Annotated in this window: 25 protein-coding genes and 1 pseudogene; 19 read left to right on the top strand and 7 right to left on the bottom strand. The window is 36.7% G+C overall.

What is annotated here, in order from left to right; genetic code table 11:
- Positions 1 to 297: 297 nt before the first annotated feature.
- From FH508_RS17770 to argF, 7 genes and pseudogenes are all read left to right on the top strand, one after another.
- Positions 298 to 1,311: an SIR2 family protein gene (locus tag FH508_RS17770; RefSeq protein ID WP_172772379.1), complete on the top strand. Its 1,014-nt coding sequence runs from the start codon at positions 298 to 300 to the stop codon at positions 1,309 to 1,311.
- The gene (locus tag FH508_RS17765; RefSeq protein WP_228134139.1) at positions 1,295 to 3,220 is read left to right on the top strand and encodes an ATP-binding protein; all 1,926 of its coding nucleotides are present in this window, start codon (positions 1,295 to 1,297) and stop codon (positions 3,218 to 3,220) included. The genes FH508_RS17770 and FH508_RS17765 overlap by 17 nt, the downstream gene beginning before the upstream one ends.
- A 289-nt stretch (positions 3,221 to 3,509) precedes the next feature.
- Positions 3,510 to 3,695, top strand: a pseudogene (locus FH508_RS17760) (peptidase M28); the annotation flags it as partial.
- Between the two features lie 199 nt (positions 3,696 to 3,894).
- Complete coding sequence (locus FH508_RS17755; RefSeq protein ID WP_172772377.1) at positions 3,895 to 4,377, top strand: DUF2975 domain-containing protein; 483 nt, start codon at positions 3,895 to 3,897, stop codon at positions 4,375 to 4,377.
- A gap of 132 nt (positions 4,378 to 4,509) precedes the next feature.
- Positions 4,510 to 4,878, top strand: a complete 369-nt coding sequence (locus FH508_RS17750) for a DUF2975 domain-containing protein (protein WP_228134138.1) — start codon at positions 4,510 to 4,512, stop codon at positions 4,876 to 4,878.
- Positions 4,879 to 4,888: 10 nt separating this feature from the next.
- Positions 4,889 to 5,113: a helix-turn-helix domain-containing protein gene (locus tag FH508_RS17745; RefSeq protein ID WP_172772376.1), complete on the top strand. Its 225-nt coding sequence runs from the start codon at positions 4,889 to 4,891 to the stop codon at positions 5,111 to 5,113.
- 283 nt (positions 5,114 to 5,396) lie between these two features.
- Positions 5,397 to 6,362, top strand: coding sequence for an ornithine carbamoyltransferase (gene argF, locus FH508_RS17740; RefSeq protein WP_172772375.1), 966 nt, complete (start codon positions 5,397 to 5,399; stop codon positions 6,360 to 6,362).
- 278 nt (positions 6,363 to 6,640) lie between these two features.
- Here the strand turns inward: argF and FH508_RS17735 are convergent, their stop codons facing one another.
- Together FH508_RS17735 and FH508_RS17730 are read right to left on the bottom strand one after the other, a co-directional pair.
- Positions 6,641 to 7,249 (bottom strand): hypothetical protein, encoded by a 609-nt coding sequence (locus FH508_RS17735; RefSeq protein ID WP_172772374.1) that lies wholly within the window; start codon positions 7,247 to 7,249, stop codon positions 6,641 to 6,643.
- The gene (locus FH508_RS17730) at positions 7,246 to 7,881 is read right to left on the bottom strand and encodes a hypothetical protein (protein ID WP_217270130.1); all 636 of its coding nucleotides are present in this window, start codon (positions 7,879 to 7,881) and stop codon (positions 7,246 to 7,248) included. Before FH508_RS17730 ends, FH508_RS17735 begins: the two co-directional genes overlap by 4 nt.
- A gap of 236 nt (positions 7,882 to 8,117) precedes the next feature.
- Between FH508_RS17730 and FH508_RS17725 the strand changes: the two genes are divergently transcribed.
- The 5 genes from FH508_RS17725 to FH508_RS17705 are packed head-to-tail and all read left to right on the top strand — an operon-like array spanning position 8,118 to position 12,310.
- The gene (locus FH508_RS17725) at positions 8,118 to 8,750 is read left to right on the top strand and encodes a hypothetical protein (protein ID WP_172772373.1); all 633 of its coding nucleotides are present in this window, start codon (positions 8,118 to 8,120) and stop codon (positions 8,748 to 8,750) included.
- Positions 8,747 to 9,349 (top strand): hypothetical protein, encoded by a 603-nt coding sequence (locus FH508_RS17720; RefSeq protein ID WP_172772372.1) that lies wholly within the window; start codon positions 8,747 to 8,749, stop codon positions 9,347 to 9,349. The genes FH508_RS17725 and FH508_RS17720 overlap by 4 nt, the downstream gene beginning before the upstream one ends.
- The gene (locus tag FH508_RS17715) at positions 9,346 to 10,482 is read left to right on the top strand and encodes an ABC transporter substrate-binding protein (RefSeq protein ID WP_172772371.1); all 1,137 of its coding nucleotides are present in this window, start codon (positions 9,346 to 9,348) and stop codon (positions 10,480 to 10,482) included. Before FH508_RS17720 ends, FH508_RS17715 begins: the two co-directional genes overlap by 4 nt.
- 14 nt (positions 10,483 to 10,496) lie before the next feature.
- Positions 10,497 to 11,498 carry a FecCD family ABC transporter permease gene (locus tag FH508_RS17710; protein WP_172772370.1) on the top strand — a complete coding sequence of 334 codons (1,002 nt, stop codon included), beginning with the start codon at positions 10,497 to 10,499 and terminating at the stop codon, positions 11,496 to 11,498.
- Entirely contained in the window at positions 11,495 to 12,310 is an 816-nt protein-coding gene (locus FH508_RS17705; protein WP_172772369.1) for an ABC transporter ATP-binding protein, read from the top strand. The genes FH508_RS17710 and FH508_RS17705 overlap by 4 nt, the downstream gene beginning before the upstream one ends.
- 102 nt (positions 12,311 to 12,412) lie before the next feature.
- Here FH508_RS17705 and FH508_RS17700 read toward each other — a convergent pair whose 3' ends face one another.
- Together FH508_RS17700 and sspI are read right to left on the bottom strand one after the other, a co-directional pair.
- The gene (locus FH508_RS17700) at positions 12,413 to 13,792 is read right to left on the bottom strand and encodes an FAD-binding oxidoreductase (RefSeq protein ID WP_172772368.1); all 1,380 of its coding nucleotides are present in this window, start codon (positions 13,790 to 13,792) and stop codon (positions 12,413 to 12,415) included.
- 77 nt (positions 13,793 to 13,869) lie between these two features.
- Entirely contained in the window at positions 13,870 to 14,079 is a 210-nt protein-coding gene (sspI, locus tag FH508_RS17695; protein ID WP_172772367.1) for a small acid-soluble spore protein SspI, read from the bottom strand.
- A gap of 236 nt (positions 14,080 to 14,315) precedes the next feature.
- Between sspI and FH508_RS17690 the strand changes: the two genes are divergently transcribed.
- Together FH508_RS17690 and FH508_RS17685 are read left to right on the top strand one after the other, a co-directional pair.
- Entirely contained in the window at positions 14,316 to 14,840 is a 525-nt protein-coding gene (locus FH508_RS17690) for a sigma-70 family RNA polymerase sigma factor (RefSeq protein WP_228134137.1), read from the top strand.
- A 212-nt stretch (positions 14,841 to 15,052) separates the two neighbouring features.
- A complete protein-coding gene (locus FH508_RS17685) occupies positions 15,053 to 17,200 on the top strand; it encodes a bifunctional diguanylate cyclase/phosphodiesterase (RefSeq protein ID WP_228134136.1) in 2,148 nt (715 codons plus the stop codon).
- A gap of 117 nt (positions 17,201 to 17,317) precedes the next feature.
- Here the strand turns inward: FH508_RS17685 and FH508_RS17680 are convergent, their stop codons facing one another.
- The 3 genes from FH508_RS17680 to FH508_RS17670 form a co-directional block, all read right to left on the bottom strand.
- Positions 17,318 to 17,509 carry an H-type small acid-soluble spore protein gene (locus FH508_RS17680; RefSeq protein ID WP_172772365.1) on the bottom strand — a complete coding sequence of 64 codons (192 nt, stop codon included), beginning with the start codon at positions 17,507 to 17,509 and terminating at the stop codon, positions 17,318 to 17,320.
- 13 nt (positions 17,510 to 17,522) lie between these two features.
- A complete protein-coding gene (locus FH508_RS17675; RefSeq protein ID WP_172772364.1) occupies positions 17,523 to 17,681 on the bottom strand; it encodes a YfhD family protein in 159 nt (52 codons plus the stop codon).
- A 165-nt stretch (positions 17,682 to 17,846) separates the two neighbouring features.
- Positions 17,847 to 19,253 carry a LysM peptidoglycan-binding domain-containing protein gene (locus FH508_RS17670; RefSeq protein WP_172772363.1) on the bottom strand — a complete coding sequence of 469 codons (1,407 nt, stop codon included), beginning with the start codon at positions 19,251 to 19,253 and terminating at the stop codon, positions 17,847 to 17,849.
- A 177-nt stretch (positions 19,254 to 19,430) separates the two neighbouring features.
- Between FH508_RS17670 and FH508_RS17665 the strand changes: the two genes are divergently transcribed.
- The 5 genes from FH508_RS17665 (at position 19,431) to pheS (ending at position 25,208) form a co-directional block, all read left to right on the top strand.
- Positions 19,431 to 20,780 carry an FAD-binding oxidoreductase gene (locus FH508_RS17665; RefSeq protein ID WP_172772362.1) on the top strand — a complete coding sequence of 450 codons (1,350 nt, stop codon included), beginning with the start codon at positions 19,431 to 19,433 and terminating at the stop codon, positions 20,778 to 20,780.
- A 164-nt stretch (positions 20,781 to 20,944) separates the two neighbouring features.
- On the top strand, positions 20,945 to 21,745 hold the full coding sequence (locus tag FH508_RS17660) for an alpha/beta fold hydrolase (protein WP_173477671.1): 801 nt from the start codon (positions 20,945 to 20,947) through the stop codon (positions 21,743 to 21,745).
- Between the two features lie 28 nt (positions 21,746 to 21,773).
- A complete protein-coding gene (locus tag FH508_RS17655) occupies positions 21,774 to 22,763 on the top strand; it encodes a sensor domain-containing diguanylate cyclase (RefSeq protein ID WP_172772361.1) in 990 nt (329 codons plus the stop codon).
- A 91-nt stretch (positions 22,764 to 22,854) separates the two neighbouring features.
- On the top strand, positions 22,855 to 23,619 hold the full coding sequence (locus FH508_RS17650; protein WP_172772360.1) for a TrmH family RNA methyltransferase: 765 nt from the start codon (positions 22,855 to 22,857) through the stop codon (positions 23,617 to 23,619).
- Positions 23,620 to 24,170: 551 nt separating this feature from the next.
- Complete coding sequence (pheS, locus tag FH508_RS17645; protein WP_172772359.1) at positions 24,171 to 25,208, top strand: phenylalanine--tRNA ligase subunit alpha; 1,038 nt, start codon at positions 24,171 to 24,173, stop codon at positions 25,206 to 25,208.
- Position 25,209 lies beyond the last annotated feature (1 nt).

Raw genomic sequence — 25,209 nt, 5'->3', positions numbered from 1 at the left:
ATTTTATCTATTTAATTTAGAGGTTTATCAGTTGAAAATTTTATATAAATTCTACGATTATCAAGAGAGATTTACGTAGGAAGGTTAATTTTTGTTTGAAATTAATTGATTCCCCGCATGAATTTAGACCTCTGTTCCATTAGGACAGAAGTTTTTTGCTTTGAGGTGGGAATTTAAAAAAGATATATACTTTAAAATCTTAATTTTGCTAAAAACCTTAATATCTAATTTCCATTAGATATTAAATATTCAAGTAAAAGTTGTATAATTATGTTAAAAGAGTTTTGGGAGGATATTATGGAAGTTCAACAATCGAAAAACAATGAATTAGTAAAAAAAATAAGAAGGTTGGCAATTACTAAGCAACTAAACTTTTTAATAGGTTCTGGAACATCGTTGCCGGCAGTTCCTTTAATGGGAATGATTCAAGGTACGACAGATGATGAACGAAATGCTAAGCTCGCTGATATAGTAAAAGAAGTAAGTCGTGAGTTGTTACAATTAGATGTAAGTCAAGATACGCCTCTAGAAATTACTTTAAAAAATTATATAAATTTTTTATCAAGTATAGTTGGAATACTTAATTTATCAAACTCAAGACAAGCGCCTCGTACTGCTAATATTTTCACAACGAACTATGATTTATTTATTGAAAAGGCATCGGATGAAGTATTACAAAACTATAGATTTATATTTAATGATGGTGCAAGTGGATATTTTGATAGAAAATTGGATGGTTCAAACTATAATCGCACTGTCTCTTACAAAGGATTAAATGATAATTATACAAATGAAATTCCATCACTAACTTTGATAAAACCTCATGGCTCTATGAATTGGGAGAATATTAACGATGCTATATTAATAAGAAGTGAAGTATTGGATCGCCCGGTAATTGTAAAACCTACAGGATATGAATCACAAGAGACTTTTATTAACAATCATTTCCACGAAATGCTTAGAATTTTTCAATTAGAATTGGATAAACCACAATCAGTTTTGTTTGTTATTGGTTTTTCTTTTCAAGATAAGCATATTGCGAAAATGATAAAGAGAGCTATTCAGAATCCAGAATTGATGATTTATGCTTTTGCTTTCAAGGAGGAAGATAGAGCTGTATTTTTGAGGAATTTAGATTTAAAGGATGAAATGAGCAATTTTAAAATTATAACTCCAAATAATTTAAATGAAGTTTATAAGACGAAAGGTGCAAATGAAAGCGGCGAAGATATTTTTACATTTACAATAGAAAATTTTACTCGTATTTTAAGTGATCAAAGTTTGGAGGACATGAATGATGAAAATTCCTAAGAGAAAACTTGGGGTGATTACTGCTGTTGATGGTGATTTATCACAAGTAGGAATGTATAGCATGTCTAACGATGCTGAATTTCTTTGGTACGGTGAAATATTGAATGGTCCTAAAATAGGTGCGTATCTTACAATTAATCAAAATGAAATTAAAATAATTGCTACAGTAGCTAATGAAAAAGTTGTGGACCAGCAAAACTCCATAAAAAGTATTGAGTTTGATAATAGGTACTCTAAAAGTTCAATTAACAGAATTATTACGTTAAAAACAAAAGGTGTTATTGAAAATGGGGAATTTCAAGTTACAAGTCAATATGTACCTATGATTGGTAATGAGGTTACATTAACCACATTGCAAGAATTGGAAATTATTTATGGTGTAGATATTAATGAACCAACGATAAATATAGGAAAATCTATTTTAGAAAACCAGCCTATTAAATTATCTATTAATAAATTCTTTGCATCACATATTGGTATATTTGGGAATACGGGCAGTGGGAAATCAAATACTTTACATAAATTATATTTAGAACTCTTCAAATCAAAATACTATGAACAGATGAAAAATAAATCACAATTCTTTGTAATCGATTTTAATGGAGAATACTCATCTTCGGGGTTTGAAGAATCAACAAGAAAAGGCATTTTTGGAGTTGAAAGAGACTATAGAGAAATATTTGATATAAACACAAGGAATGTAACTCAATGTAGGAAATTACTTGTTGAGAGTAAATATTTATTTGACCCTGATATTTTATCAATACTTTTTGATGCTAGACCTGCAACACAAGTACCTTTTTTGAGAAGTGCATTAAAGGAATTTAATAATAAAGTCTCTGCGGGGAGTTTTGACTTTGGAGCATATGTTGTAGGAACATTAAAAAAGATTTTAACTTCCGGTTCCGCTGCTAATCAAGATAGTTTTCAAGATTGGATAGGAACAGCAAAAAAGTATTTAAATAATAATCCTTTGTTTTCGAAACTCAATCAAATTAAACAATTTAATGGTAATTATAAAATTGAGGGTACGCAAATATGGTTTAATAGTGGTTCTACAGAAGCAATTTCGCAAAGTACATTAAATGATTCAGGGATTACTAAAATCTCTGATGAATTAAAAAAGTTATTTAATAGTTTAAGTAATGAGCCAATTTTACAATTAGAGATTTTTTTACATTTTCAGAAGGTACATCGGACTGCATGGGGGAAAGTTAATCGTGAACATTTAAATCCTTTATTTAACAGGATTAATACATCTCTAGATAGTTTAAGTAAGGTTATAGAAGTAAAAAATAGAGCAATTGAAGATTATAAATTAATGAATATTATTTCATTAGTTCATGCAAATCAAGAAATTACTCGTCTAATACCGATGTTGTTATCTAAAATGATTTATGATCAGCAAAAATCGTTGGTGTCAGGTAAAGTGGTATCAAAAACAAAACATTTAATTATAGATGAAGCTCATAATATATTAAACTCTAGCTACAAAAATAATGGAGACGATTGGCAAGATTATCGATTGTCTATTTTTGAAGAAATCATAAAGGAAGGTAGAAAGTTTGGTTTCTATCTTACTTTATCTAGTCAAAGACCAGCAGATATTTCGCCGACAATTCTGTCTCAAACGCACAATTATTTAATTCATCGCTTAGTTAATGAGAAGGATTTAAGAATGCTGGAAAATACAATGCCTACACTTGATAAAAGTTCTTATCAAATGATACCGAGCCTTGGTAAAGGAGAAGCTATTATTACAGGAAATGCAATGCAAGTTCCTGTATTTGTGAAAATAGATAAAGAAGAATCTGTTCGTCCAGCAAGTGATGATATAATTCTAACTAATCTGTGGGAGCCCGTGGAAGAGCCTGAGCCTGAAGAGAATAGAGTGTTGGTATTAAAATGATGTGTTGATTGGATTAACGCTATGGTCATTGTTTCGATGTTGAGGTAGGGAATCTTCCTATATAGGGGGTGACCTGTATCAACTATACAAAATGAAGTGAAGTATGATACGAAAGACATAGTAGAATATTGAAACTTGAACAATGTACTCCCACATAGTAGACTAGTATTAATGAAGGTAAAACTATGTTCTGAATTAATTCCTTCCGATAAATGTACGTTCTTTTAATAAAAACGGTTTAATAGCAGGATTTTATAGCGGTATGGTTACTGACATACAGCTCATTTGTGACGCTGGCTCAATCCATGTAACGGCAAATGGTGTACCTGCTTTATCAATCGGTATTGCTACACGCTATATCCACTCACACGCAGGTATTTTACACCGTGATGACTACGATAACGCTGTGAAGTTAATGGTTGAAGTCATTAAAAAATTAGACCGTGATGCAGTAAACAAAATTACATTTGATTAAATGTAACAGTAAATAAAAAATACCTTCTAACAATTTGTTAGAAGGTATTTTTTTTATAATGATTAGTATTGATAGTGGTGAAAAATGCAAAGGAATTTAAATTAACAATAATATTTTGGTGAAATTCAATGTTTTTTTATTGTAAAACGATAAAATATCGTTTACAATCAAGTTGAAAATAAACCAATGAGGTGTTTTTATGAAAATAGCTACAACTTTGTTTTTAAAAATTGCGGTGATTCTTATGGCCATTCCCGTTTTAGCATTATGTATTTTTCTTGTGCCTGAATTAGGAAAGGTAGCAGTAGAGCTGGTTCCATCGTATCCATCTTTAAAATATATCGTTTCGATTATTTTTTATGCTTCTTCAATTCCATTTTACTTTGCTTTATATCAGGCATTTCAACTTTTACGTTACATCGATCTAAACAAAGCATTTTCGGAGTTATCCGTTAAATCATTAAAGAAAATAAAATACTGTGCCATTATAATTAGTATTTTACATGTGTTAGCTTTGCCACTCTTCTACCTTTTTGCAGAGATGGACGATGCACCAGGAGTGATATTCGTTGGAATGCTTGTACCTTTTGCATCGATGGTCATTGCCGTATTTGCGGCAGTTCTTCAAAGACTTTTACAAGAAGCAGTTGAAATCAAATCAGAGAACGACCTTGTAGTTTAAGGAGATTGACAGTGGAGAGGTGTTTTATGAAACGAGGTGCAACGATATTTTTAAAAGGAGTTATTCTTCTTATAAGCATCGCAACATTAACATGTGTTTTGTGTGCCTGAGATAGCTAAAAGTGATGCGAAAATGAATCCAGCATCTGCTTATTTACAATTCCCTTTTTTACTAGCGGCTTATGGTTTAACTCTCCCTTTTTTTATTGCGTTGTATCAAGCATTTAAGCTTTTAATTTACATTGATAAAAACAAGACTTTTTCGGAAGGATCAGTAGGGGCATTAAAGGTTATGAAGTTCTGTGCTACCATCATCAGTGCATTTATTATAGGTGGAGTCCTTTTTGTTGCGGTATTTCTGGATGGGGACAGAGCTGGTATTATAGCATTAGGGTTATATTTTACTTTTGCTTCAAGTGTCATTACAACCTTTGCTGGTGTTCTCCAACATCTTGTTAAAGAAGTCGTAGATATAATAACTGAAAATGAGTTAATAGTGTGAGGTTGAGGATATGACAATAATTATTAACATCGATGTGATGTTAGCCAAACGGAAAATGAGCGTAACGGAACTTTCGGAAAGGGTTGGCATAACAATGGCTAATCTTTCTATCTTAAAAAATGGCAAAGCGAAAGCAATTCGCTTATCTACATTAGAGTCGATTTGTAAGGCATTAGAATGTCAGCCAGGCGATATTTTAGAATACCGCAGTGAAGACACTCCGAAAGATTCATAAATGTAAATGAAATACGCTATGTAAGATAGCATATTTATAAAAAAAGAGCTTGCCTGTGGGTAAGCTCTTTTTTTGTAGAGTTTTACATAAGTATGCAAGTTATCTTTAGTAGTCAATATGCTATTACATAGTTATTAATGCATAAATATTCAAATAGACGAATTTTTGTCACAAACAACATATGAATTCTAACTTTTGAAAATAAACATAAAAATTCAGTTGATTTTATAATTATGCATGTGTATACTAAACTCAACAGTTACAAAAGCAAGGAGAGAAGGCTATGAAATTATTAGAAGAAGTACAGTTAAAGTTAGTATCAAGCTTAAAAGGGAAAGACTTACTAACTTTGCTAGACTATACAAGTGAAGAAGTACAGCAGTTAGTTGCACTTTCGACGCAACTGAAAATGATTACAAAAGAAGGTAAATGTCCGAAGCTACTTGAAGGAAAAACACTTGGTATGATTTTTGAAAAACATTCAACGCGTACTCGTATTTCATTTGAAGTGGGAATGGAACAATTGGGCGGTAAAGGTATGTTTATGCATGCACGTGATTTACAAATCGGTCGCGGTGAATCCATTTATGATACTGCACATGTGTTATCTGGCTATTTAGATGGCATTATGATTCGTGCAAACTCGCATGCGATGGTTAAAGAGCTTGCTGAGCATGCAACGATTCCTGTAATTAATGGCTTAACGGATATATATCATCCTTGTCAGGCGTTAGCTGATTTAGAAACAATCGCTGAAAATAAAGGTGAATTACAAGGTCTTAAAATTGCATATGTTGGTGATGGCAACAACGTGGCGCACTCCTTAGTAGTCGCTTCTGCACACGTCGGTATGGACGTCGCAGTAGCAACGCCTGTTGGCTATGAATGTGATGCAGAGGTTATCGCAAAAGCACAAGCTATCGCAATGGCAAATGGGAGTACAATCACAATTACACATGATCCTGTAGCAGCAGTTCAAAATGCAGATGTAGTGTATGCAGATGTTTGGACATCAATGGGCCAAGAAGATGAAGCAGCAAAACGCTTACAAGATTTTGCCGAGTATCAAATCAATGATGAGCTTGTGGCACATGCAAAGCCAAACTACATGTTCCTTCATTGCTTACCAGCTCATCGCGAAGAAGAAGTAGCAACATCTGTTATCGATGGTCCAAATTCGTATATTTTTGAGCAGGCGGAAAATAGACTTCATGCTCAAAAAGCAGTTTTAGCTTCCATTATGGCTTAAGTAAAGGGATAGGATAGTTGACTCTCTAATTGAGAGTTCCTATATACAAAGTTTGCACTAGTAACAGAGGGTGTTAGTGCCAACAACATACTAGTAGCATACAGACAGAGGGATGTATGCTACGCGCGATGTACGTTGTCAAGATGGATGACTTCATCGCTACATAGTGAAAGTAACCTGGGAGACGCTGGGTTGCTTTTTTTGTTAATTTCTATTGATTTGTAAAGAAAACCCTCTGATTTGCAAGCTATCAGCGGGTTTGTTGTTCAAGAATGATTTCAAATCGTTCCATATGCAAGGTAAGGGAAAAAACCTTCAAAAAATCGTTCGGTTGCAGGCATGAAATAGGAACCAAAGTGGAAATCAGGGTCAAGTGTTGTAACAATCCATTTTCCAGCAGTGGAATGCGCATCTATATAGAGTACAGCACCACCATCTTCCGTAGAAATTAAAATATCAGCATGTGCAGGTGGCCAAAAAACGCCGTGTTGATGCCAAGTACAATCAACGAGTGTGAGATAGCCATTGAATAGAGGATGCGCTGGATTTTGCAGTACTAAACCACTAGAAGCATCTTTATCAAGCCACCACCAGAAGTTTGTTAGACGTTCTTCCCAATGTTGCGCAGGAATCCAATTCCAAGGCTGTGGTCCGAATGCAACGACAATGCCACCATTTTCTGCAAATGCGTGAATTTTTTCGACGCTTGCTAGCAATAGCTTATAGTTTAATTGGGACGGGACGATGAGCACATCGAGCTCATTTATATCGGTTTCTAAAAAATCTGGATGGTAAATTAACTTCGTAATAAATTGATTAAATTTTGGCTCGTGGAAAGTGCGATAATGGGATTCATGCCCACTATAGATAACCCCAATTTTTCTCATTGATGATTGTCCTCCTTTAAAGCTTGTACCTCAGATTCAAGCCAGGCAAGAAATTGTGGGCGAATGCGATCTGTTGATTTGTTTTCACCTGCATAGCCAAGCAGTTCACGTCCTGCGTGAACTAAAATTGTCCCATTTGTAGAACAGCGGTCAATGTATGTAACGGGCTTACCATTTGCAAACGTTAATAAAATTTCAGCATTTGCTGGTGCATGATGATAGCCGCGAGCAAAAAAGCCTGCAACCCCTTTTTTAAATGTCATATCTTCAGTTAAAACTCCATCGAAAATAACAGATTGCTCTGTTGGAAAAACTTCATAATCTTTGAAATTTTGAATGTGTTGGGGCATAAATGGGCCACAACCTGGCAACCATTCTCGGAATAAATGCCCGCAGTATACAACGATTTTTTTGTTTGCTAAAAATGCTGCAATTTTTTCACGTTGTAAATATAGCCATTCTTGGTCTATAAAATTGGGAATAAAAAGAACATCTACATCGTCCAAATTAACTTGTGGAAAATCATATTGATCTATGATTTTTGCTTCGTTACCTGTATCTCTCTGCATGCGACCGTTAACACCAAAAGCATGTCCTGGGTCTAGTTTTAGCATTGTAAATGGAATGCTCATAAACATATCCTCCTAGTAAAATAATTAAATACCCAATCATTTTTTGGTAATAAATAATATTAAAAAAACATTTAAAATGCTATGTAAATATTGTTTGACCAAAAATATGTTGCGAATATTAGAATTCTATAAAAAGCAAATTGACATTGAGAATCATTATCAATATACTGTTATATATATTCTATTGCAAATGATAATCATTTTCAATATATTTTCAAAAGAAAGTAGGGAATGCCGTGAAACCAATTGCGTATATCGGTATCGATATTCAATTTGCTAGGTTGTCAGATGAGGATCGTAGGCGCGGACTTACATTTTTATATTTATACGATTTGCCGTATGCAGATTTACGTGCTTATGCGGGTCTCATTATTACGAATCTAGTAGAGGAGCAGTTTTTGCTAGAGCATAAAGCTATGCTGGAGCAGTATTTAAAACAGGGTGGAGTAATTTTTTCGCTAACTGAGACATCATTACCATGGTTAGTAGGTGTGCCTAACTGGAAACGGTCGTCAATTCCATTGAAGGATCGTGAAATTATTATAAAAGATTCTGCCCATCCATTATTTGCGGGAATTGATGCATATGACATTAACTATCGCAAAGGTGTTAGGGGCTTTTTCTCACGCGGATATTTTGAAAAAGTTCCATTGCATGCAGAGATTCTTGTGACTGACCAAAGTGGAGCAGTCATTATTTATGTAGATCATGATTCAACAAATGGAACAATCTTTGCTGGTGCAGGAACAGATATATATCGTGTGTTCATTGACGAAGATAATACCTCTCGTCAATTAAGTGTGCAAATGCTTGCATGCATCCGTGCGGAATATGTACGCAATCAAGCGAAAGGAGCTCAAATACAATGATTGGGATTGTCACAAATGGACTACCATTTCAAAATCGCTTTTTTGCAGAGGAGGAATTTCATTATTTATATGATGATATTTTACATATTCGAGAGCTGCATCGGTATGATTTAGCAAATTACGATACGTTAATTTTATCTTGCCGTTTAGATATTCCTCATTTAAAACGTTATCAATCACAGCTTTTAGCGTTCATTGAATCAGGTAAGCGGCTCATTATTTTTGGTGAGATTTTGGATAATTGGTTTCCTACGATTGATTGGCAAGATTCTGAGGTGAATTTTAGCTGGTGGGTGCGAGATGGTGGAGACTTGCCAATGACTGAGCAAAATATGACACACCCATTGTTTAAATACGTAACACTCCGTGATTTAAAATGGCATTATCATGGCTCGTTTTTACCGCCAGAAGGTGCTCAGTCTTTACTTGATATACCTAATGGTCGCTCACTATTTTATGTCGACAATGTAAGCTTTAACGGAGAATTAGTCGTAACAACACTTGACCCTATGTTTCATATAGGACTAGGTTTTATTGATCAATCAAAACCTTTTTTACACGGTATAGCAAAATGGCTCAGAGAGGAAGAAGGACAATGAAAAAATACGGATTTCTAGCAACATTAGCATTAGCGGCAATGCTAGCAGCGTGTGGCGATAAAGATGAGGGGGCAGTAACAGAACAACCGTCTGAAACTTCTGATGTGCAAACAACGGCTGAAGAAAAAGTTGTGACAGACCAACTAGGTAGGGAAGTTACAATACCTGGAAAAATTGAACGGGTTGTAACAGGAGGCATATTGCCTTATTTTTCTACATGGTATGTAGCGACAAACTCTACAAAAGAGATAGTGGGTATGCACCCCAATTCATATAATGCTGCGAAAAACTCTATTCTATCAAAAATTTCACCAGATGTGTTAAATGCAGAAACGTCTTATATTCAAAATGGTGAGGTGAATGTTGAGGAATTACTAAAGATTGATCCCCAACTATATGTAGAAATTTCAACAAATGAAGATTCAATTAACAAAGTAACAGAAGCGGGTATTCCTGTTGTTGCGGTAAAAGCAATTGATGCCGCAGCCGCTGAACCGTTAGCAACATTCAATAGCTGGCTAACATTAACAAGTAAAATAACTGGAACAACTGATCGTGCGGACCGTTTTTTACAAGAGGGCAAAAAGGTGCAGTCTGAACTAGATGCCAAATTAAAAGATGTAGCAAAAGAGGACAAGCCACGTGCATTAATATTATTTATGCATAATGATAAGTCCATTACGGTAGGTGGTAGCAACTTCTTCGGCAATCAATGGCTAAACGCAACGGGTGCAATAGATGTTGCTGAAAAGGATGTACAAGGAAGAAAAGAAGTAAATATGGAACAAATTTACTCTTGGAATCCTGATATTATTTACATTACAAACTTTACGGAAACACAGCCCGAAGATTTACTTGAAAATAAAGTGGATGGACAGGACTGGAGTCAGGTAAAAGCAGTGCAAGATGGAAAGGTTTATAAAATTCCATTAGGTATATATCGCTGGTTCCCACCAAGTGGCGATGCACCGCTAATGCTAAAATGGATGGCTCAAAAAAATCATCCAGCGTTATTTACGTATAAGATTGAAGATGAAATTAAAACGTATTACAAAGACTTCTATGAATTTGACGTAACAGATGAGGAAATCCATGATATATTAAACCCTTCTTCTGACGCGGCGAAATATTAAGGATTGATAGTTAGATGAAGAAGTGGATTATTGCATTGTTATGGTTGCTACCATTTTTGGTAGCAATCGTTTCACTCGGTGTTGGTCGTTTTGAAGTAGGTCTTGACCATATAATAAAAATTTTAACATCACAATTGTTCCCAATTGAACAAACATGGACAAAGATGGAAGAAACAGTTGTGATGAATGTCCGTTTACCTCGTATTTTGCTCGCTCTTCTCATTGGTGGAGGGTTAGCAATAGCAGGTGCAGGATTTCAAGGTATGTTTGGCAACCCGCTAGTTTCGCCAGATATTTTAGGTGTTTCAGCAGGTGCGGGTTTTGGTGCATCATTAGGTATTTTATTATTTGGCCAAAATTTTTCTGCACAAATAATGGCATTACTTTTCGGTTTAGGTGCGATTGGCTTTACATTTTTAGTAGCAGGTGCAAAAAAGAATGCGCCTATTTTTATGTTCGTATTGGCTGGTGTTGTCACATCTGCCCTTTTTAATGCTTTGATTTCCCTTATCAAATTTGTGGCAGACCCAGAGGAGAAGTTACCAGCCATTACCTATTGGCTAATGGGGAGTCTCGGTACTGCAACCTATAAAGATCTATATATTGGTGGCCCATTAATTTTAATAGGTATTCTACTCCTCTATTTACTGCGTTGGCGAATAAATATTTTAACATTGCCAGAGGATGAAGCAAAGTCCATGGGGATTCCAGTCGCACGTTTAAAATGGCTCGTAATTTTTGGGGCAACACTAATAACAGCGGCATCTGTAGCTGTAGCGGGCATCGTAGGTTGGGTTGGTTTAATTATTCCACATGTTGCACGCATGCTTGTCGGTAATAACAATCAATTTGTTCTACCTGTGTCTGTTGCAATCGGTAGTGTGTACTTATTAATTATCGATGATTTAGCACGCTCACTAACAGCAACAGAAATTCCATTGTCCATTTTAACAGCCATTATTGGTGCACCATTTTTTGCTTATTTATTACGTCGCTCAGGAGGTGGCTGGGGATGAAAATAGAAGTGGTCGATGGCAATTACTATTATGAGAAGCGCCGCACCAAAATGCCTCATTTATATGCAAAAGATATTAATTTTACATTAGCATCAGGTGAAATAATGGCTATTCTTGGCCCGAATGGTGCAGGGAAAACAACTATGCTAAAGTGTATTACAGGTCTTCTCGATTGGAAAAAAGGCAAGACGTTGATAGACGGTAAACCTCTTAGCGCAATGGATCGTAAAGAGTTGTGGAAGCGAGTTGGCTATGTACCTCAGGCGCATAAGATGGTATTTGGCTTTACTGTGGAAGAGCTAGTTGTCATGGGGCGTGCGCCATATATTAGTACATTGGCGCAGCCTTCAGCAAAAGATATGGAAGCGGCTCATGTAGCACTAAATACAATTGGGATAATGCATCTTGCTAAAAAATCGTGTAATGAAATTAGTGGAGGAGAGTTACAATTGGCTTTAATTGCCCGTACGCTCGTGTCAAATCCTGAAGTTTTAATATTGGATGAACCTGAATCACATTTGGATATACAAAAGCAAATTGTTATATTGCAAACGATAAAGCGCTTATCCAAGGAGCGAGGTATTTCTTGCATCATTAATACCCACTATCCAAACCATGCCTTTTATCTTGCAGATCGTGTATTAATGACAGCGAAAGAAAAGGATGTTATATACGGCGATGTACAGGAGGTAATGACTGAGTCTCGGATGAAGGAATTTTTCGGTATAGAGCTAAAAAAAATAATTTACGAGGAAGAGGATTATTTCGTTGAAACGATGGTTCCTCGCGCACTAGGACAAAATGTGATATAAGTGCCTGTCACCTTAAATGTAAAAACACGGTCCCCTGCAGTGGAGGAGACCGTGTTTTCATTGTTTATGGGAAGGATTTCAATTGGGAGAAATTTCGAGCAACTATACGTTGAAAATTTTCCCTGGATTCATAATGTTATGTGGATCGAGCGCTGTCTTAATGCTTTTCATAACAAGTAGGGAGGCACCGTGCTCCATCGATTGGTATTTCATTTTACCAATACCTACACCGTGTTCGCCTGTACAAGTCCCTCCGCGAAGCAGCGCATATTGCACAATATGCTCATTGAAACGGTCCGCTTGCGCACGTTCGTTTGAATCTGTCGGGTCCAACATTAACAATGCATGGAAATTCCCATCTCCAACATGTCCGACAATTCCTCCTGCTAAACCGACGTTGTTTAACTGTTCGCGGGCATACAAAATGGTCTCTGCCAATTTTGAAATCGGAACACAAACATCTGTTGACATAAGCTTTTTACCAGGATACGCATGAATATATGCATAGGCTAATGTATGTCGCGCCTCCCATAGCTTATTACGAGCTGCGTTGTCTTGCTCAAACTCGACAGACGTACAGCCGAAATCCTCAAAAATTTCTGTAGCAAATGCAATATCAGCTTGCATACCTGCATCATTACCGTGGAACTCTAAAAACAGCGTCGGTTTTTCATCATAGGAAGTTTCATTATAAATATTAACTTGTGTAATAGATGCTTCATCGACTAGTTCGACACGACCAATGGAAATGCCAGCCTGCAATAATGCGGCTACTGCACTAACAGCATCGCCAACTGTTTCAAATACAGCACGACCTGCAGTGACAAATTCTGGAATACCATAAACTTGCAATGTCAGCTCTGTAAAACAGCCTAGTGTACCTTCAGAACCAACAAATAAGCCATTTAAGTGATAGCCTGACGATGATTTGGCTGCTAAATTTCCAGTATGTATAACAGTACCGTCTGCCAGTACCACTTCTAAATCACGCACTTGGTCGCGCATAACACCATATCGAACAGCAGTAGTACCGCTGGCATTTGTTGCTGCCATTCCTCCAAGTGTCGCATCTGCTCCTGGATCTACCGTAAATTGAAGGCCGTGTTTTTTTAATTCTTTATTTAATTGTGCACGTGTTACACCTGGTTGCACTTTCACTAGTAAATCTTCTGGGCGAATATCTAAAATTGTATTCATTTCAGAAAAATCGATAGAAATACCGTTAGCAATCGGAATAGCATTTCCTTCTAAACTGGAGCCAACGCCAAATGGTACGACAGGTATAAGATTTGCATGTGCTATTTTCATTATGGCACTTACGTCTCCTGTGGAACGTGGGAACACTACTATATCTGGCAAGTTCATTGCATGATGGGATTCATCTTTGCCATGTAGCTCTCGTACCGTATCGTTTGTCGACACTTGCTCATCCGATAATACCTCTCTAAGTTGATTTACTATTAGCTCTACTGCAACAGTCATTCCAATCCCTCCAAACTTTCTGATAAATCTAATTTATCATGCGATTAGTGGAAATGGAATGTCCTGTTTACAAAAAATCAGTGTGCAAATACTTTTTCTAGCTTTTGTACGAATGCTTCTTGTTCTTCATTAGTTGATTGTTGCCACCATTTTTCGAAAAATACACCTAGGCCAGGTAGTAAATGCTCTTCGCCACGTGAAATGGCATCTTGGACTATATCTTTAAATTCTGCTGCTGATTGACCATGGACATTTGCCGTAATGGCATCTCTTATTTGAAAATTCATCTATTTCGCCTCCTTAGTCATAATTTGTCCACTGACATTAGAAATATGTATAAAAATTAATGCAAAACATAGGATTTTTTAAAATTCTCTCGATATTTCGTTTAAATTTAGGCAGATATTTATGCAAATCTGTAGAGAATACTTGTAAAAGGGTTATTCGACGAGTTTTTTACCGCAAGTTAAGCTAAAAACACCTAGGAATAATGGACTGTGCACAAGTCGTTAGGAAAGTATCAGTGCCATTTGAAAAACAAACACAAATTCTTTCACCACAACAGCCTTTTGAAGAAGTATTAGAATTGGTGCAACCGATGATTTCCTCCATATTATCAAAGTGCCATATTTACAAAGACTTTGAGTATTATCGTCAAATTGCAGCAATTGCTGTATGGAAAGCATATAGCAATGCAGATCCTTCGAAAGGGCAATTTTCTGCCTATATTTATACAACCGTGAAAGGTGAAATTTTGAAAGAACTTACGAAAGAAAGAAGATTTCAGGACAAGGAATTATTAATGGCTGATGACACGTTGAATTTTATAAGTTGTCGGGAGAAACAAATCAATCCACTTGGAGAGTGTCTTTTAGTAGAAAAAATAATGGACCAATTAACAGAAGATGAAAGAAAGATACTGCAACTATATTACCTAGATGGTTATAGGTATGAAGAAATAGCTAAAGTACTACAGGTATCAGTCGCTGCAATTAAAAAAAGACGTACTAGACTAATAAAGAAACTACGTCGTCACCTTAATGAGTAAACTAAATTACTACTAAAAGATAATAAAAGTATGCTAATATCAAAATAAATTGAATATTAGCATACTTCACTTGTTGCATACAAAGTCCAATAAAAATGCTATGATTTGTAAGAAGTCAAAGAAATATACAATTTTAATACGTTTAAATATAATATGTAGGTAGAGTTACCTATCTATTTTGATTGTGTATATATTGATATGGAGGGTTAGTATTGGAAAACGCGTGTAATCATTTAGATAAAAGGGAGATATGGTATAGTGCGATACCACTGCTTCTATTGATTCCTCTTTTAATATTCAATAATCAGCTTATGTCTATTTTTACAGAAGGAAATATCCTCGATTATTTAAGATTAATTATGAAAATATTAATTGTTGTATTCACGATGACAATTGCCATTCATTCTTGGCTTGTATTTTCGCAGTTATTAATCAATCATACATTATACATAGGTAGTGTTTTCTTTCTTATCGCTTTGCTAGAGATTGCTAATATTGTCATATCAGTCCCACAAAGTGTAGACACAATATTAATAGGCGTCTGGATACAAATTTTTATGCGAATGGCTTTAGTAATAGGGATTCTACTTATTATTGCGAAGCCTAGAAAAAAGTTAACATTGGCTCACCGGAGGGTAGCTTATGGAATAGCGATTTTGTCTGTTATGCTTATGCTTTTTAGTTTATATAAGGTACAGCCATTCCTTGAAGAGCATCAGCCAATAACTCCTCATACAGTACAATTATTGACTGGCGCTATACAAGGGGTTTCCATTTATTTTTTAAGCAAGCATTTTAAAAGTGCACGAAAACAGGTTTTGTGGTTAATTAGTGGGTCCGTATATTTAATTTTGAGCGATGTTGTGTTTATTTTTAGCAAAGACGACAATGCTATTTGGATGTTTATTGCACTGTTTTACCAGTTTTCAGCTTATTACGTTTTTTTAAAGGCGATTTACTATACATCAGTTGAGAAACCATATTTACAGCTATTAAAAATTAAGCAAGACCTGGAACAATCACAACAGGAGCTTACTTTTCAAGCATATCATGATGATATTACCCAACTGCCAAATGAGCGTCTTTTATTAAAAACATTGAAAGAGGAGCTGCATAAGGATAGTAAACGAAAGGCGGTTATTTCTATTGAAATTGACCGACTTGCCACCATTAGTGATTCCTTAGGTATTAGCAATTCCAATAAAATGATGAAACTTGTAGCGGAAAGGATTCAAGCAATGCTACCCCCGCATTATTTTGCAACGAAGTTACGGGAAAGCCAGTTTGTTATTTATATTAACCATGTACAAACACAAGAAGAACTAATACAGTTTTGTTTGAACATTAAAAGTACGATGGAAAAACCTTTACAAGTTCAGCTTTTCTCATTAAAAGGGAATGTTAATATGGGTATTGCATTCAATGAAAAAAATTGTTCTGCTGAAGAATTATTGATGCATGCACAGCTGGCAATGCGTGAAGCAAGCCAAATACCACAACGTTTCCTTTTCTATAAAGAGCATATGTCAACGGGCGTGACAGATCGTATATTGCTGGAGCAGGAATTACATAGAGCACTCGATCAACAGGAATTTTATTTGGATTACCAGCCCCAAATTAATTTGAAAACAGGGAAAATAGAATCGGTGGAGGCGCTTGTCCGTTGGCGACATCCAGTTCATGGTTTTGTGCCGCCTGATAAATTTATTGACATTGCCGAAGAGTCAGGGCTAATTATTCCTCTCGGTAAATGGATACTTGAAACAGCATGCTTGCAAGCAAAGGCGTGGGAAGCACAAGGTCTACCTAAAATGAAGGTTGCTGTTAATTTATCGCTCGGACAATTATTCCAGCAAGATTTGGTGCAAATGGTGAAGGAGATTTTACAGCGAAGTAAGCTGGAACCAGCCTATCTACAGTTGGAAATAACCGAAAGTATGACAATGAATATTGATCAAATGACTCAATTACTACATGAGTTAAAGGCATTAGGAATTCAAATAGCAGTCGATGATTTTGGCACAGGGTACTCGTCCTTGTCATATTTAAAAGAATTTCCAATTGATTGTTTAAAAATTGATCGCGCTTTTGTACATAATATTCAGCATGATGCTAATGATGAAGCACTCGTTTCTATGATTCTTTCCATGGCAAAACATTTACGTTTAAAGGTTGTGGCTGAGGGGATAGAAGAAGTGGCTCAACTGGCTTTCCTTGTTGCAGGTGACTGCGATTATATTCAAGGCTATTTATTTAGTAAACCTATTACTGCCGAGCAGCTGACCGCGACTTTTTACGATTTACATGTACATGCTAATGAGATTTTAGAGCAGTACAAATGCGGTAAAGAAAATAATTAATGAACCGAGTGAAAGTGAAATAAAAGGTAAATCCGCATTGACTTAAGTTGGACAGCAAATTTAGAAGTGATAAGCTGATCGACCTAAGTACAATGCGGATTTTTTAAGTTGGGTTGTTTAATGAATGAGGTATTCTTCTTTTAGCTCGGAAATTGTGACTTCTGAGCGTTCTTCTAGTGAGCGACGTAAATGAACGGTAGCTGTTTTACCATCATCATGTAACTGATCAATCCAGACAGAAACGCCATTATAGCTCACTTCATATTCCTTTGGAGAGGCAACAATTTCTTGTGCGCGTAGATAATCCAATTGATGTCCCTCCTTATTTTTTTTGCTTATTTTTCGTTACGGAATTAATAAGCTCTGTAAATTCTTGTGAAAATTCTTCTTTTACTTTATTCGGCGCAATTTTTTGGTTTTTTGGCGTTTGCGGTAATGAACCTTTGTTATTGCTTTGCCCTTGCTTATTATCTCTTCCCATAGTTGAGTGCTCCTTTCGCTTTAATATTTCTTAATATGGCTTTGAATTCATATTTTTATCAAGGGAAAAACTAGGGAAACATAAGAATAACATGTAGCAATGCAAAAATATTTAGTGGTTCATTTGCTTATAAAATATCGTGCTGAGGATAAGGATAAAGTATGTTTATTTTTTGATTGAAAAATTATTATCTAACAGTGCCCAGTTTTGTGGGAAAGGAAAACCTAACGCCCAGTAACTAATACCACGTAGATGATATTCCTTAGTTAGGTCAAACTTAGCTTGAGCGCTTCTTGCATCTTCAAACCAAACTTCATGATTGCGTCCTTGCTTGTCAACATAGCGAAAATAAGGGGATTGTGTTGTTGGATCATATTGAATAGTTGCCCCATATTGTTGTGCTCTTGCAACCGCTTCTTGAGGGCTAAATGTTTCTGCTTCCTGACCTTTCACATGTGGAATGAGCCAATCGCGTGCATAAATTTGGAAGCCTAAAAATATTTTATTAGCGGGTATTACTGTTAGCGCATATTCCACAACCTTCCTCATTTCATTAATTGGAGAGATTGCCTGTGGAGGTCCTAGTCGATAGCCCCATTCATATGTCATTAGCACGACAAAATCCACAATTCTGCCATGTGCCTCATAATCATATGCTTCATAAGTTGATCCTGCTGGAGATGGCCCTGTTTTAGGAGCGAGTGCAGTTGAAACTAAAAAGCCTTTCGGATGAAGGCGATCAACGGCTAATTGAAGAAATCGGTTATAGTTTTCTCGATCTGCAGGTAGGACATTTTCGAAGTCTATATTTAGCACTTTATAGCCCTTATCTTCCATGACTTTTAATATATTATCGATGACTTTTTCTGATAATTGTTGATTTGACAATATTACATGGGTTAAGTTGGACCCGCTTTCTGTAGAAGTGAAGTTCGTTAAGGTTAACATCGGAATAATATTTTGAGAGTTGGCAGCAGTTATCATTGCTTTGTCGTTTAACGGTTCCAATGTTCCATCTTCGTTCATCAAATAAGCAAACGGGCTAAAATACGTAAGTAGAGAGCCTAATGCATTTAGTGACTGTACAGCTTCTTCAGGTGTTTCGTACGTATAGGCATTTACTTCAATAGTAGGTTTCATTCGTGGAATAATTAAATGCGAACCTACATAGATCATATTGGGGTTTGTAATATCGTTTTCCTCTATTATGGCCTGTACGGTTGTATTATAGTCCTTAGCGATTTGCGATAATGTCTCGCCACTTTCTACAACATGAATGATGGGAGGAATAATTAGTTTTGTTCCTGGTGTTAAAAGATCGGGGTTTGTAAGATGATTTACTTGGATAATGGATTGCAGTGACACGTGATATTGTTGGGCAATAGACGACAACGTTTCTCCTTTTTTAACGGTATGTGTTGTAAAAGAAGAAGGTATAACGAGTGATTGTCCAATCACTAATTGATTTGGGTCAGGTAAAGCGTTTAATTGAATAATAGCGCTCATTGGTGCAGCATAGCGGTTCGCAATTTGCCATAGTGTTTCACCGGCGCTTACTACATGTATTAACATTCGGTCTCCTCCTAAATAGGTTTTGTTAATGCATCATATGTAACTAAATATCTACCTAATGATGAAATACAGTGTTATTTTTAAATGTTTAATCATTTCAATACTCATATTTTTTTCTTATTAGTTATACATAGTATAGTAGATGCGAATTGTATCATTAGAGAAAGGAGCTGGACGTTGAAGAAAGTAAAGCTCACAGGAAGAATTGTTAGCCCAGGTGATCCAGATTATGATGAAGCGAGAACAAATAATAATTTAAGTGTGCCAAAATTCCCGAGTAAAATTGTTTTTTGTCAAAGAACTAAAGATGTAATCAATGCGTTAAAGTGGGTTAGGGAAAATAATGAAGATTTTCGAGTAAGGAGCGGACGACATCATTATGAAAACTACTCCTTAGTGAATCACGGTCTGATTATAGATGTCAGTGAAATGGATGATATCACCGTTAATGTGGAAAATGGAACTGCTCGAATTGAGGCTGGTGCAAATCTTGGAAAAGTGTACCGTACATTATGGCAACATCGTATGACAATCCCTGCTGGTACCGAAAGTAGTGTTGGCATTGTGGGCTTGACATTAGGTGGTGGGATTGGGATGTTATCACGTCATTTTGGGCTTACTTGCGATCAATTAATTGAAATTGAAATGGTTAGAGCAAGTGAACATCAAGGAGCAGAGTTAATTCAAGCAAACCGACATGTAAATAGTGACTTGTTTTGGGCTAGTTGTGGCGGTGGTGGGGGCAATTTCGGTGTTGTTACTGCCCTTACGTTCAAGCTTCAACCTATTTCAGACGTTACCCTTTTTGCTATCGTGTGGGAGTGGGATGATTTTGAGATTGCATTTGATGCTTGGCAAAAATGGGCGCCATTTACCGATGAACGCATAACTTCACAAATAGAGCTAAAATCACAGGAAGTGGGCGAAATTGTTGTGCAAGGTTTGTTTGTAGGTGAGGCGTCGGAATTAAAAAAGCTTTTACGCCCTTTAAGGAAAAGTGGTTCACCTACGGAAGTGTGGATAAAAGAAGTACCGTACATAAAAGCGGTACGATTTTTTGATGTTGCAAGCGGCAATCAACCAGCATTCCGCAAACGATCAGGCTCTTTTATTGAAAAACCGTTTCCACATGTGGCAATTGCAAGAATGAAACAATTTTTAGCAAATGCCCCTAATCGAAATGCGAGCATCTGGCAGCAGTCTCTAAGAGGGGCTGTAGGTCAAATTGGATCAAGCAAAACGGCTTTTTATTATAGAACAGCATTGATTGCTCAGGAATATATTACCTCATGGGAAGATCATGAAGCCGAAAATGAAAACGTTCAGTGGGTTGAGGATATAAGAAGAACATTATCTCCTTTTACTATGGGGGATTATGTGAATTTTCCAGATCAATCGATTCAAAATTGGCCTACTGCTTATTATGGACGTAATTTTAGACGTTTACGAGAAGTCAAAACCAAATACGACCCTTACAATGTTTTTACATTCCCTCAAAGTATTCCAACAATTAAAAAGTGGATGTAGCATCAAACAAGTTTTTTAAAATGTCATGACATAAAGAGTAGAGTGCGATTGAAACTTAGCATTCTACTTTTTTTGTGAAGTTTACTATTATTATTTCCTTGATAATTATTGAAAGCACAGTCAAAATGGAGATATTACATATATTTCTAAAAGGGGTAAATGCGATGATGGATGTTGTTGTACGCAATAATGTGAAAATTATTGGAAAAGGGCAGAAACCGATTCTTTTTGCACATGGATTTGGCTGCGATCAAAATATGTGGCGCTATATTACGCCTGCTTTCGAGGAGCAATACCAAATTATTTTGTTTGATTATGTTGGTTCTGGTAATTCAGATTTAAACGCTTATCAATCTGATAAATATCAGTCTCTACAAGGGTACAAGCAAGATGTTTTAGACATAATTGAAGCGCTTGGGCTGCAACAGGTCATTTTTATTGGTCACTCTATTAGTTCAATGATTGGTTTACTTGCATCAATCGAACGCCCTGATTACTTTGAAAAACTAATTATGATTGGACCTTCGCCGCGGTATTTAAATGATGACAATGGCTATGTTGGTGGATTTGAGCTGAGTGATATTACGGAAATATTAGATATGATGGAAATGAATTTTTCAGGTTGGGCTAGCTTTCTAGCACCGATTGCCATGAATAATCCTGACTCTCCTAAACTAACAAAAGAGCTTGAACAAACTTTTAATTCTGCTAACCCACTGATTGCAAGGGAGTTTGCGGAAGTAACGTTTTTATCAGATCATCGAGGCGACTTAACAAAGGCTAGTGTGAGTGTGCCTATTTTAATTATGCAATGTTCGGACGATAGTATCGTTCCAATTGAGGTTGGCGAATATTTGCACAATCATTTAAAAGCCAGTACGTTTCGATTAATGACTGCAAAAGGTCATTATCCTCATATTAGCCATCCTGAGGAAACGATTCAGTTAATTACACAATTTCTGTAATGGAATAAGAAAGGATTATGAATAATTCATGGATAAACGATTGAACTATGCACCTTGTGGATTTATTGCCATTACGCATGATGGAATGATGATAGAGGTGAATCAGACCTTTCTTGAGTGGATAGGTTATGAACGGGTGGATTTATTACACCAGCATATTGAATTGCTAATGTCCAAGCCTAATAAGATGATTTTTCATTCTTATTTTTACCCAACAATAAATCTGAACGATCATGTGGAAGAACTGTTTATCAGTTTAAAGCATCGCGATGGTACTGCGATTCCTTTTCTATTGAATGGTAGGAAGTATATGGTGGGAGAGGCTGAATGTATTGATTGTATTTTAGTGCCTATGAAAAAGCGCATTGATTATGAATTAGAGTTACGCTCAGCTAAAAAGCAATTAGAGGCTGCTTATTTAGAAAAGGATCAGGCTTTAGCTAAATTAGAGCAACTGCATTTGGAAATTGAGCGAAAACAAAATGAGCTTTTAAGCATAAACGCCACATTAGTAGAACTATCCGTTACTGATAAGCTAACAGGATTGAAGAACAGAAGGTTTTTTCAAGAGAAGCTTGAGGAGCAACTTGCTATATTCGATGAAACAGCACAACTATTCTCTCTTATAATTTTGGATATCGATCATTTTAAAAAGGTAAATGATACATACGGACATCAAGTAGGTGATGAAGTTCTTGCCCAATTGGCACGAATTTTAAATGCGCATGCCCGACAAGATGATGTCGTCGCTCGTTATGGTGGAGAGGAATTTGTTATTATTTTACCTGAAACAGATGTAGATACGTCGAGGACGATTGCTGAGCAAATACGTCGGGTTGTTGAACAGGCCCAATGGCAAACTGGTAAAGTCACGATAAGTATCGGTATTGCGACCGTAACAGAAGAGGATACAGATGCAACGATTTTGAAAAAGGCAGATCAAGCATTATATGTATCGAAAGAGAACGGAAGAAATAGGGTAAGCACTTTTGAGTGCCTGACACCCAAACAATTCTGACAATTGGCTACATTTTGCTGGACTATGTAATTTGTTGTTTTCTACTGTATAATAATGAACAGTAAATAGGAAAAAGGCGGTACGAAAGACGATGAAGAGAATAGAATCTACGCAAAATGCGTTGGTAAAATATTGGAAAAAATTAGCGACTACACGAAAAGAACGTGAGCGTTCAGGTGAGTTTTTAGTTGAGGGATTCCATTTAGTAGAAGAAGCGCTGAAAAATAGTGGTCAAGTGTTACAGCTAATTGTGCGAGAGGGTGTTGACTTACCGATGCTATGGCCAATTGATGATGTGGCAATGGTAGAAGTAACGGCAGCTGTTGCAAAGGAATTTGCTGAGACCGAGACTTCACAAGGTGTGTTTGCTGTTTGTAAGCAAATGACGGTAGAGCAAGATGTCATGGGTTCATGGCGCAAAGTCCTTTTAATCGATGCTGTACAAGATCCAGGTAACATTGGCACAATGATTCGAACAGCAGATGCAGCTGGTTTAGATGCGGTTATACTTGGCAAAGGCTGTGCAGATCTTTATAACCCGAAAACGTTGCGCTCTGCTCAAGGGTCACATTTCCATATTCCAGTGATTCGTGGGGAATTAGAGGATTGGATCGATATGCTTCAGGATAATGGTGTTCCAGTATTTGGAACGGCGCTTGATGAAGATGCTGTCATTTATCATGATATTCAGCATACAGGTGCTTTCGCTATTATGATGGGGAATGAAGGCAGTGGCATTAATCCACAGTTATTAGCAATGACCGATCAAAATATGATTATTCCTATTTTCGGACAAGCAGAATCATTAAATGTCGCTGTTGCAACGGGTATTGTTTTATATGGATTTGTAAAATAGGTTTTGTTTTACGTGCGTAACACTAGTCAAAACGCCGATAATACACTGGCAATCGCCGATGAAACCAGGGCAATCGCCGATAGAATGTCAGGAATAGCCGATAAAACAATGGCAATAGCCGATAGAACGTCAGGAATCGCCGTTAAATCATGTCATACTGCTATAGGGAACAGATGCCCCTTGCTTTGAAGTGGCGTCATAATGTATAATCACATTTAAAATGTAATTAAGTATATTGAAATGCTTTGACCAGGAAGTAGTAAAGATTGTGAATGGACGACAGGGAGCGTAGGCCGAAGATTGAGAGCCAGCGCCGAGCCAATGCAATTTTGAATTCAGCCTGCGAGCAGCTACCGGGACCAGCAAGTGAAACGGCTGTAAAGGTATGCCGGCTTCAATCGAGTCGTTATGTCAATGAAGTGATTGTACGAAGTTGATCGTGCAATAACTAGGGTGGTACCGCGAATATGTCCTCGTCCCTTTTTTGGGGGCGAGGTTTTTTTGTGCCATTTGTGCAAGCGGGCACTTATATGAACAAGGAGGTTTTACACATGGAAGAGCAATTAAAGCAATTAGAGCAAGAAGCGCTAGCGAAAATTGAAGCAGCAGCAAATTTAAAAGAATTAAATGATGTACGTGTCGCTTATTTAGGAAAAAAGGGACCAATCACAGATTTATTAAAAGGCATGGGGAAACTATCGGCTGAAGAGCGTCCGAAAATGGGTGCTTTAGTTAATACGGTTCGTGAAAATGTCACTGCGGTGCTAGAAGCAAAAGTAACTGTTTTAGAAGAAGCAGCTATTGCCGAAAAATTAGCAAGTGAGTCGATTGATGTTACATTACCTGGTCGTGACATTAAAGTAGGGAACCGTCACCCATTAACACGCGTTATCGAAGAAATTGAAGATTTATTTATCGGGATGGGTTATGAAATTGCTGAAGGACCAGAAGTAGAAAAGGATTACTATAACTTTGAAGCTTTAAATTTACCAAAAGGGCACCCTGCTCGTGATATGCAGGATTCGTTCTATATTTCCGAGGAAATATTATTACGTACACATACATCGCCAGTACAAGCACGCACAATGGAAGAGAAAAAAGGCGAATCTATCCGTATCATTTGTCCAGGGAAAGTATTCCGTCGTGATAATGACGACGCAACACACTCTCACCAATTTATGCAAATTGAAGGTTTAGTCATTGGCGAAAATATTCGAATGAGCGACCTTAAAGGTACGTTAGATACGTTAGCGAAAAAAATGTTCGGTGCAGATCGTGAAATACGTTTACGCCCAAGCTTCTTCCCATTCACAGAGCCATCTGTTGAGATGGACATTTCTTGCTTTAAATGCGGCGGCTCAGGCTGTAACGTATGTAAAGGCACAGGTTGGATTGAAATTTTAGGTGCAGGTATGGTACACCCAAATGTGCTTGAAATGGCTGGCTACGATCCGAAGAAAGTTTCTGGTTTCGCATTTGGTATTGGTGCAGAACGTATTGCAATGTTGAAATATGGTGTCGACGATATTCGTCATTTCTATACAAGTGATACACGTTTCTTATCACAATTCGAGCGAACAGAGGCGTAAG

It is taken from the genome of Lysinibacillus sp. CD3-6 (genome assembly GCF_006351725.2).
GTDB lineage: Bacteria > Bacillota > Bacilli > Bacillales_A > Planococcaceae > Lysinibacillus.
This window is presented reverse-complemented; position numbering and strand designations above follow the sequence as displayed.

Excerpts from the sequence above, each read along its gene's own strand:
- argF (WP_172772375.1), top strand. The coding sequence starts at position 5,397 with ATGAAATTATTAGAAGAAGTACAGTTAAAGTTAGTATCAAGCTTAAAA.
- FH508_RS17675 (WP_172772364.1), bottom strand. The coding sequence starts at position 17,681 with ATGGGAAGAGATAATAAGCAAGGGCAAAGCAATAACAAAGGTTCATTA.
- FH508_RS17730 (WP_217270130.1), bottom strand. The coding sequence starts at position 7,881 with ATGAGCATTCCATTTACAATGCTAAAACTAGACCCAGGACATGCTTTT.
- FH508_RS17650 (WP_172772360.1), top strand. The coding sequence starts at position 22,855 with ATGAAGAGAATAGAATCTACGCAAAATGCGTTGGTAAAATATTGGAAA.
- FH508_RS17660 (WP_173477671.1), top strand. The coding sequence starts at position 20,945 with ATGATGGATGTTGTTGTACGCAATAATGTGAAAATTATTGGAAAAGGG.
- FH508_RS17750 (WP_228134138.1), top strand. The coding sequence starts at position 4,510 with ATGAATCCAGCATCTGCTTATTTACAATTCCCTTTTTTACTAGCGGCT.
- FH508_RS17715 (WP_172772371.1), top strand. The coding sequence starts at position 9,346 with ATGAAAAAATACGGATTTCTAGCAACATTAGCATTAGCGGCAATGCTA.
- FH508_RS17765 (WP_228134139.1), top strand. The coding sequence starts at position 1,295 with ATGATGAAAATTCCTAAGAGAAAACTTGGGGTGATTACTGCTGTTGAT.
- FH508_RS17700 (WP_172772368.1), bottom strand. The coding sequence starts at position 13,792 with ATGACTGTTGCAGTAGAGCTAATAGTAAATCAACTTAGAGAGGTATTA.
- FH508_RS17670 (WP_172772363.1), bottom strand. The coding sequence starts at position 19,253 with ATGTTAATACATGTAGTAAGCGCCGGTGAAACACTATGGCAAATTGCG.
- FH508_RS17710 (WP_172772370.1), top strand. The coding sequence starts at position 10,497 with ATGAAGAAGTGGATTATTGCATTGTTATGGTTGCTACCATTTTTGGTA.
- pheS (WP_172772359.1), top strand. The coding sequence starts at position 24,171 with ATGGAAGAGCAATTAAAGCAATTAGAGCAAGAAGCGCTAGCGAAAATT.
- FH508_RS17720 (WP_172772372.1), top strand. The coding sequence starts at position 8,747 with ATGATTGGGATTGTCACAAATGGACTACCATTTCAAAATCGCTTTTTT.
- FH508_RS17755 (WP_172772377.1), top strand. The coding sequence starts at position 3,895 with ATGAAAATAGCTACAACTTTGTTTTTAAAAATTGCGGTGATTCTTATG.
- FH508_RS17735 (WP_172772374.1), bottom strand. The coding sequence starts at position 7,249 with ATGAGAAAAATTGGGGTTATCTATAGTGGGCATGAATCCCATTATCGC.
- FH508_RS17770 (WP_172772379.1), top strand. The coding sequence starts at position 298 with ATGGAAGTTCAACAATCGAAAAACAATGAATTAGTAAAAAAAATAAGA.
- sspI (WP_172772367.1), bottom strand. The coding sequence starts at position 14,079 with ATGAATTTTCAAATAAGAGATGCCATTACGGCAAATGTCCATGGTCAA.
- FH508_RS17705 (WP_172772369.1), top strand. The coding sequence starts at position 11,495 with ATGAAAATAGAAGTGGTCGATGGCAATTACTATTATGAGAAGCGCCGC.
- FH508_RS17745 (WP_172772376.1), top strand. The coding sequence starts at position 4,889 with ATGACAATAATTATTAACATCGATGTGATGTTAGCCAAACGGAAAATG.
- FH508_RS17655 (WP_172772361.1), top strand. The coding sequence starts at position 21,774 with ATGGATAAACGATTGAACTATGCACCTTGTGGATTTATTGCCATTACG.